Origin of the sequence: Chamaesiphon sp. OTE_8_metabat_110, assembly GCF_031382685.1 — a bacterium.
Lineage (GTDB): Bacteria > Cyanobacteriota > Cyanobacteriia > Cyanobacteriales > Chamaesiphonaceae > Chamaesiphon.
The window spans coordinates 1-8103 of record NZ_JANMZA010000030.1; the positions used below are offsets into that span (position 1 = coordinate 1).

Genomic DNA, 8103 nt, shown 5'->3' on the forward strand with positions numbered 1-8103 from the left:
GTGGCTTCGATCGCTTCACTGGTAGAATTTGACCCAGTACCAGCAATGACTTTGGCTTTCCCAGCGACGGCTTTTTGGACGACTTGAAATAGTTGATACTCTTCATCCCAGCTCAGCGTTGGCGATTCGCCTGTCGTGCCACACACCACAATTCCATCCGAGCCATTTGCGACTAAATACGCGGCTAATTTCTCTGCTTCGGCATAGTGAACGTTTCCATCCTTATCAAAGGGTGTAACCATTGCCGTGATGACTCGTCCGAAATCGATTGTCATGGGGAAGGTGTTAGGTATTAGGTATTAGGCTTTAGGCTTTGGGCTTTAGGTTTTGGGCTTCAGGGGATAGGGGGTAGAGGGGTGGTATGTAGTAAAAGAACGCACGATTGCGACCCAACTTACCCCAATTTACTATTACCTAATTTTTTAATGCTCTACTCTCTATCCTCTATCCCTTATTTGCGCTTGAGCCAATTTTTCTCGACGAGCAATTCGGCAATCTGGACGGCATTGAGTGCGGCACCTTTGCGAATTTGGTCGCCGCAGAGCCACAATTCCAACCCGTTGGCATGAGAGAGATCCTGGCGAATTCGTCCCACTAATACCTCATCTTTACCCGAAGCATCGATCGGCATGGGAAAATAATTGGCAGCCCAATCTTCGACCAATTTTACACCAGGGGCATGGGCTAAGATCGATCGCGCCTTGTCTGGAGCGAAGGGTGTGGCGAATTCGAGGTTAATGGCTTCCGAGTGTGCGCGCAGGACGGGGACGCGGATACATGTGGCTGTGATGCGCAGATCTGGCGTCCCAAATATCTTCCGCGTTTCGTTAACCATTTTTAGTTCCTCTTCACAATAGCCGGATTCGTCGATCGGGGTATTGTGAGGAAATAAATTAAAAGCCAGGGGGTAAGGGAAAATTTCGGGTTTGGGTGTCTTGCCATCGAGGATATCGCGACTTTGAGTTTCGACTTCCGCCATCGCTCTAGCACCCGCGCCGCTGGCTGATTGATAGGTAGCCGCAACGATTCGTTGAATCGGTTGGACTTGATGAAGGGGGTAAATCGCCACAGCCATGAGGATTGTCGTACAGTTGGGATTGGCAATAATCCCATGATGATCCGCCGCTGCACTGGGGTTGACCTCGGGAATCACTAATGGCACATCGGGGCGCATCCGAAAGGCACTAGAGTTGTCGATAACTACCGCACCAGCCGCTACAGCTTGAGGCGCTAACGCTTTGGATGTCGAGCCACCAGCCGATGCCAGGACGATATCGACGCCATCAAACGAGCGATCGTCTACGCATTCTACAGTAATTTCCTCGCCGCGAAACTTTAACTTCGTTCCTGCCGATTTGGGCGAGGCAAACAGTTTGAGTTCGGAAATCGGAAAGTTACGGCTGGCAAGTAGTTCGATTAGTTCCGTCCCAACAGCACCTGTGGCTCCTAAAATTGCGACGCGATATAAATCCGACAAGTAAGCTACCTCCTGATATCGATCGAACTAATCGAGCAATCCTAACACATCCCTACACATTCAGAGTGACCCGATCGAAATTTAATTCTACGTCAGTTAACGGACATCTCGATTCTCCTTTGGAGCAGCTACTTGTGCTGTTGGCGTTGTCTTGACTGAAACGCACGCCGAGGAAACCGTCTAGCGACACGTCTTCGCCTACGGCGCGATTTCAGTCGCTGGCGTAGCCTGCCGTAGCGGCGCGTGAGCCGGAGGTTCCCTCCGGCATAGAACGCGACAAGACAGGCACAGCCTCGTCCTTGGCGATACGAAGTCGTAGCGAAGCGTCTGTCTTGACCCAAAGCCATGGGTCGGGAACCTCCGCGTGATTTGGGTCGCTCCGTAAGGAGAAGTAGGCGAACGGCTCGAACATCTCGATCGGATTGCACCCGATTCTAAATACTTAATCCCAAATACTTAATACCTCACAGCAATGTACTATCATCAGATAGGTGAATCGTGTAGATATTGGCATTATTGTTGAGTTATGCGGCTAGAGCGACCTGCCATCGGCAGTGAGTTTGCAGTTTTCGGTCTGATGAGTTGCAGCAATTAGGTAAAGCTGACACTGTGTTCATCGCAAGTTATTGCCAACGACATTTCAGTGCATCGCTCTACGTTTGCTGAAGTTTAACTGTGAGCGATTTGCAAACAATCTTAACCGATCGTACATCGAACATATCATAATTACGCGAATTTCCAGCCCCTTCCCACATTGTCATTGACTGTTGTTAGATATACATATCATGAAAGTTACCCAGGAAAAACTCGAAAACAGCCGGATTGGTTTGCAAATTGAAGTTACCGGAGACCAAACGACTAAATACTACGAACAGGCTATCAAAAACCTGACCACCAAGGCGAATATTCCTGGGTTCCGCAAAGGAAAAATCCCTCGGCAAGTAGTCTTACAACGGATGGGTCAATCTCAAGTCAAAGCAATGGCGCTTGAAGCATTGCTCGAACCCGCCATTAATGAGGCAATTAAGCAAGAAGCCGTCCCAGCGATCGGCAACTATCAGATTACCTCCAATTTTGACGAATTACTGGAACAGTTTGTCCCCGGACAAAATTTGACTTTTGGCGCGACAGTAGATGTCCCACCATCGGTAACTTTAGGTGACTATAAAGGACTCGCCATTAAAGCTGAAGAAATCCTCTACGATCCCGCGCAGGTCGATGATTTTATCGATGGGCAACGCCGGGAAAAAGCGACAGTCATCCCAGTTGTCGGTCGGGCGGCGCAACTCGATGATATCGCGGTAGTTGACTACAGTGGCAAACTCGCCGACGGTACCGAAATCAGCGGCGCGCAAGCGGATGATTTTGATATCGAACTATCTGAAGGCAAATTTATCGGCGATCTCGTCAACGGGATTGTCGGCATGAGCGTCGGTGAAACTCGCAATGTCAATGTCGTTTTTCCAGCAGACTATCCCCGCGAAGATTTGGCCGCTCAACCTGCGCTGTTTAATGTCGTCCTCAAAGATCTCAAAGAACAAGAATTACCAGCCTTAGACGATGATTTTGCCAAGGAAGCGAGCGATTTTGATACTCTCACTGAGTACAGAGAATCGATCGTGACCCGCTTCCAAGAACAAGCGCAAAAATCTACCGACCAAAACATCACTAATGCGCTGGAAACTGCCTTGATCGATGTTGTCGAGGCGGATTTGCCCGAGACAGCCATCGAGCGGGAAACCATGAATATCCTCAACCAAATGGCGAACCAATTCAGCCAGTACGGGATGGATGTCAACAAACTCTTCACGCGGGAAACCATTCCCAAAATGAAAGAAAATTGCCGGACTGATGCGATTAGCAACCTCAAGCAGCAACTCGCGATCGCCGAAATTGCTAAACAAGAAGGAATTACCGTTACTGATGAAGCGATCGTCGCGAAGATGTCTGAAATTTTACCTCAATTAGCTGGCGAGGACATCGATGAAAATCGCCTGCGGAGCTACATCACCGAGGATCTCCAAAAAGAGCAAACTCTAGCATGGCTCAAAGACCATGCGAAAGTCGAGTTGGTGCCAGAAGGCTCCCTCAAACCTGCCGAAGAAGATGTCGAAATCGAAGCTGGCGAAGCAGAAGCGATAGATATCCTCGCCGAAGCAGTTACGGAGTAGATGGGAGATGGGAGATGGGAGATGGGAGGGAATTTAGTTTAGCTGCTGGCTGGCGAAAGTTTCGATCTGGCTGATAAGCTGCGGAGATCTACCCACCCCGCCCTACGGGCACCCCTCCTCGGAAGGGATTTCCCTACCATCTCTCATCTACCAACTCCCATCCACCAACTCCCAACTCCCAACTCCCAACTCCCCTCTAGACATTGGTATAATTCAATTAGACAGGTGAAATTCACCGAGTCAGAATCATATATTCTCTTGTGTATAGATCTTCCACCATGCTTATATCCAACTCAGAACACGGTTCGATTAGCAGTTATCACCAGAGTCAAATCTATGCAGGTGCCAACAATGTGGTACCAATGGTGTTAGAGCAATCAGGAGTCGGCGAACGCGCATTTGACATCTACTCCAGATTATTACGCGAACGAATGATTTTTTTGGGCACAGAAGTAAATGATAATGTTGCGGACACATTAGTCGCGCAAATGTTATTTCTTGAAGCTGAAGATCCTGAAAAAGATATCCAATTACATATTAATTCTCCTGGCGGATCGATTACGGCAGGGATGGCAATCTATGATACGATGCAGCAAATTCGTCCCGATGTGGTAACAATTTGTTATGGTTTAGCTGCTAGTATGGGGGCGTTTTTGCTCGCTAGTGGTGCCAAAGGCAAACGGATGTCTCTACCCAATTCCCGGATTATGATTCACCAACCCCTCGGTGGCGCTCAGGGACAAGCAGTAGATATCGAAATTCAAGCCCGAGAGATTTTATATCTCAAAAATCATCTCAATGGGTTACTCGCCGAAAGTACCGGACAATCACTAGAGCGAATTGCTGAAGATACCGAACGGGATTTTTGGATGTCACCAGCCGAAACGCAAGCATACGGACTGATCGATCGCATTATTGAACGCCCATAAGTCCTTACTCGTCGAGCGGATCTACTTAGAATGTGTGACCTCATATCTTGCACCAGTACACAACCATTAGCAAAAGCACACATCTGAGGGTACCCACAAGGGGTACCCCTACATAAACGATCTGTAGGGGTGCCCCTTGTGGGTACCCTGGGTCTAAGCCAAGCGCTAGGATAATTAAACTGTCTTGTCTTGTCTCGCTAGACCCTCTCCTTCTCTTCGAGACGCTGCGCGAACGGGAAACCCGAGGATCGCGATCCGAGTTCAGCGCTAAACCCTCGGCAAAGCCCACGTATCGCGCGTCGCTGGTGCAAAATGCGAGTACGTGGGATAGATCGGCTGGAAATCTAGCAGGTAATTATTAAGAAATAGTCACTAATCCGCCAATTACAGCTATTCTACAGTTATCGATCGCATCCTCAGATCGCGACCCACCATCCCCTGTCAACTAATCGCTCCGATCGTCCAAGCTCGGTTTACTACATAATTGCTTCACGAGGCACGCTCAACAATATGCCAGCAACTCCTAAAAACTATGACTCTCATCTCAAATGTTCTTTTTGTGGGAAATCACAAGAACAAGTCCGCAAGCTGATTGCAGGGCCGGGAGTCTATATCTGTGACGAATGCGTAGAGCTATGTAACGAGATCCTCGATGAAGAATTACTAGATCCCAACGGGCCTGTAACTCATCCCCCCAGCAAAGCCGAACCGCCGCGCAAACGGCGCGAAACGGTACCGATGAATCTCAGTCAGATGCCCAAACCGCGAGAGTTGAAAAAATATCTCGACGAACATGTCATCGGTCAAGACGAAGCGAAAAAAGTCCTCTCTGTCTCCGTCTACAACCATTACAAACGGCTCAGCTACGCTCAAGCCAAAAGTGCTAATCCCACCCCCCAGCAGCCGCCCACAGGCGTCAATGGCATCCATAAAGCCAATGCGATCGACGAAACAGTCGAATTGCAAAAGTCGAACATATTGTTGGTTGGCCCTACTGGCTGTGGCAAAACTATGCTCGCTCAAACCCTCGCCAAAGTGCTAGACGTGCCCTTTGCCGTGGCTGATGCTACTACCCTGACAGAAGCTGGCTATGTCGGCGAAGATGTCGAAAACATTCTCCTCAGACTGCTCCAAGTTGCCGACATGGATGTCGAAGAAGCTCAGCGCGGCATCATCTACATCGATGAAATCGATAAAATTGCTCGCAAAAGTGAAAATCCCTCGATCACCCGCGATGTCTCTGGAGAAGGCGTCCAGCAAGCTCTGCTGAAAATGCTCGAAGGAACGATTGCCAGCGTACCACCCCAAGGCGGCAGAAAGCATCCCTATCAAGACTGCATCCAGATCGATACTAGCAACATCATGTTTATCTGTGGTGGCGCATTCGTCGGCCTAGAAAAAGTCATCGAGCAACGGATGGGTAAAAAGTCGATGGGCTTCATCCAGCAAGGTGAAACCATCAACCGCGAGCAACGAGCAGCGGATATGATGAAACATCTCGAACCCGAAGACTTGGTTAAATATGGGCTAATTCCAGAGTTTATCGGTCGGGTACCCGTGATTGCCACGCTCAACCCCTTGGATGAAAATACCTTAGTTTCAATTCTGACCGAACCGCGTAGTGCGCTAGTCAAGCAATACGAGAAACTGCTCCACATGGATAATGTCGCCCTCGATTTCCATCCCGACGCGATTCGGGCCATCGCTAAAGAGGCCCACCGCCGCAAAACTGGCGCTAGAGCCTTACGCGGCATCGTGGAGGAGCTGATGCTCGATGTGATGTACGAACTGCCCTCTCGCAAAGATTTAACCCGCTGTACGATCACCCGCGAGATGGTCGAGAAAAAATCTACTGCCGAGCTGCTGATTCACCCAGCTTCAGTCCCAAAACCTGAGTCAGCCTAGCTTTGGTAGACTTAAGATTGGCTGAGACATCGATACCTCAGCCAAATCTCTTAGGTGTGCCGCTAGCGTGAATGTGACAACAGCGCGATCGCTCGCGCCTCGGACGAGTAATGTAGCGTCAACACAGCCAAGTGGATATGTATGCTCTGATACCATCCCACCGGAACTTACTGAAACTCGAACTAGCTCAACTGGCTCGGAGTATAGACGATCCCCGCCCGTGACAAGTTCCATACAAATGGCTGATACCCAAATTCAATAATTCGATCTATATTGTATATATAGATTCCAACCGCTAGCTTAATTTATTTGAGTGTAGCAACGCGAATTTTAATAATTCTTTTTTAGTAGTGCTGACCTAACTGTAAATTCACCATTACTAAGGGAAATCGGGGTTTAAGCTTTCAGGGCTGGTAATAATATTACCAGCCATTTTTGTATCTAAAAATCCGCTCGGATGTCAGTAGCTAAGCCATCGAGTAGGAAATTTTTTCGCAACTTTATAGTATCGTCCGATCGACCGCAATTATCAACGAACTGCCAGATGAATGGGTTTGGCTAACTTTCATCAGTACTAAGCCAGATTGTCGATCGAGCAAACTAGTACTGAGCGGCGCAAGTAAGGACATCATTTCTTGCTACCAGTCCCCCAGTCTCCCAGTCTCCTCAAAATAGTAACTAGATTTATGCCGTAGAGTACCAGTTAGGGCTGAATTTAGAGCAGACTGATGACGACTAATCCGCAGCTAACTTTAGTGCCCATCTCAGTTTAGCCGATCGGGAACGGGGATTGGTGGCTAATTCTGACTCAGTAGCGATAATCGGTTTTTTGGTTAAAACCCGGAGATCCTCGCGTTCGCGGAGGGTATGTTTGACAATCCGATCCTCCAGACTGTGGAAACTAATCAGCCCCAGTTTACCTTCTGGCTTAAGCCAAGTCGGTGCCACCGCCAGAAACTTTTCGAGGGAGCTTAGCTCCTGATTGATCGCGATCCGCAGCGCCTGAAACGTACGTGTCGCTGGGTGAATCCGCCCATAGCGGTAGGACTTGGGCACCGCACCCCCGATCGTATAAGCTAACTGTGTCGTGGTCGTAAATGGTCGTCCGGCGACGATATCACGCGCAATTTGTCGAGACAGTCTCTCTTCGCCATAGGTAAAGATAATCCGCGCTAGCTCTACTTCGGATGTCTGGTTTACCAGCTCGGCGGCGGTGATGCCTTGAGATCGATCCATCCGCATATCTAGCGGTGCTTCATTGCGAAAACTAAACCCGCGCTCTGCCAAATCCAATTGCACCGAACTGACGCCCAAGTCGGCAATAATACCGTCGAATTTTTGGAGTTCCGGCTGATAGTCAGCATAGTTGCCATGCCAAAATTTAACCCGCTCTCCATACGGGACGAGTCTGGCTTTGGCAGCCTCTAGAGCTTGTAAATCTCGATCGAGCGCCACCAAGCGAACATCCGGAGCAGCTTGCAAAATAAGCTCGCTATGTCCGCCACCGCCGACGGTAGCATCCAAATACCAGCCACCTGCAACTACTCCCAATCCAGCGACTATTTCCTGGCTGAGAACTGGAATATGCGAGAAGTTGGCATCCATATGTGGGGACGGGGGG

Annotated in this window: 8 protein-coding genes; 3 read left to right on the top strand and 5 right to left on the bottom strand. The window is 49.1% G+C overall.

All coding sequences use genetic code 11. From position 1 onward, the window contains the following. Both RMO52_RS01180 and RMO52_RS01185 read right to left on the bottom strand, forming a co-directional pair. Positions 1-275: dihydrodipicolinate synthase family protein (locus RMO52_RS01180; RefSeq protein ID WP_310410223.1), on the bottom strand; the 275-nt coding region annotated here is incomplete at its 3' end. A 176-nt stretch (positions 276-451) separates the two neighbouring features. Then, positions 452-1477 (bottom strand): aspartate-semialdehyde dehydrogenase, encoded by a 1026-nt coding sequence (locus RMO52_RS01185; RefSeq protein ID WP_310410225.1) that lies wholly within the window; start codon positions 1475-1477, stop codon positions 452-454. Positions 1478-2262: 785 nt separating this feature from the next. Between RMO52_RS01185 and tig the strand changes: the two genes are divergently transcribed. From tig to clpX, 3 genes are all read left to right on the top strand, one after another. Continuing rightward, positions 2263-3648, top strand: coding sequence for a trigger factor (tig, locus tag RMO52_RS01190; protein WP_310410226.1), 1386 nt, complete (start codon positions 2263-2265; stop codon positions 3646-3648). A gap of 278 nt (positions 3649-3926) precedes the next feature. Further along, positions 3927-4577: an ATP-dependent Clp endopeptidase proteolytic subunit ClpP gene (clpP, locus tag RMO52_RS01195; RefSeq protein WP_310410229.1), complete on the top strand. Its 651-nt coding sequence runs from the start codon at positions 3927-3929 to the stop codon at positions 4575-4577. A gap of 510 nt (positions 4578-5087) precedes the next feature. Continuing rightward, positions 5088-6482: an ATP-dependent protease ATP-binding subunit ClpX gene (gene clpX / locus RMO52_RS01200; RefSeq protein WP_310410231.1), complete on the top strand. Its 1395-nt coding sequence runs from the start codon at positions 5088-5090 to the stop codon at positions 6480-6482. Here the strand turns inward: clpX and RMO52_RS01205 are convergent. From RMO52_RS01205 to rsmH, 3 genes are all read right to left on the bottom strand, one after another. Then, on the bottom strand, positions 6474-6716 hold the full coding sequence (locus tag RMO52_RS01205) for a hypothetical protein (RefSeq protein WP_310410232.1): 243 nt from the start codon (positions 6714-6716) through the stop codon (positions 6474-6476). The genes clpX and RMO52_RS01205 overlap by 9 nt on opposite strands. A gap of 266 nt (positions 6717-6982) precedes the next feature. Then, positions 6983-7114, bottom strand: a complete 132-nt coding sequence (locus RMO52_RS01210; RefSeq protein WP_309742349.1) for a hypothetical protein — start codon at positions 7112-7114, stop codon at positions 6983-6985. A gap of 103 nt (positions 7115-7217) precedes the next feature. Beyond that, a complete protein-coding gene (gene rsmH, locus RMO52_RS01215) occupies positions 7218-8087 on the bottom strand; it encodes a 16S rRNA (cytosine(1402)-N(4))-methyltransferase RsmH (protein ID WP_310410235.1) in 870 nt (289 codons plus the stop codon). Positions 8088-8103 lie beyond the last annotated feature (16 nt).

Excerpts from the sequence above, each read along its gene's own strand:
- tig (WP_310410226.1), top strand. The coding sequence starts at position 2,263 with ATGAAAGTTACCCAGGAAAAACTCGAAAACAGCCGGATTGGTTTGCAA.
- clpP (WP_310410229.1), top strand. The coding sequence starts at position 3,927 with ATGCTTATATCCAACTCAGAACACGGTTCGATTAGCAGTTATCACCAG.
- clpX (WP_310410231.1), top strand. The coding sequence starts at position 5,088 with ATGCCAGCAACTCCTAAAAACTATGACTCTCATCTCAAATGTTCTTTT.
- RMO52_RS01205 (WP_310410232.1), bottom strand. The coding sequence starts at position 6,716 with ATGGAACTTGTCACGGGCGGGGATCGTCTATACTCCGAGCCAGTTGAG.
- RMO52_RS01210 (WP_309742349.1), bottom strand. The coding sequence starts at position 7,114 with ATGATGTCCTTACTTGCGCCGCTCAGTACTAGTTTGCTCGATCGACAA.
- rsmH (WP_310410235.1), bottom strand. The coding sequence starts at position 8,087 with ATGGATGCCAACTTCTCGCATATTCCAGTTCTCAGCCAGGAAATAGTC.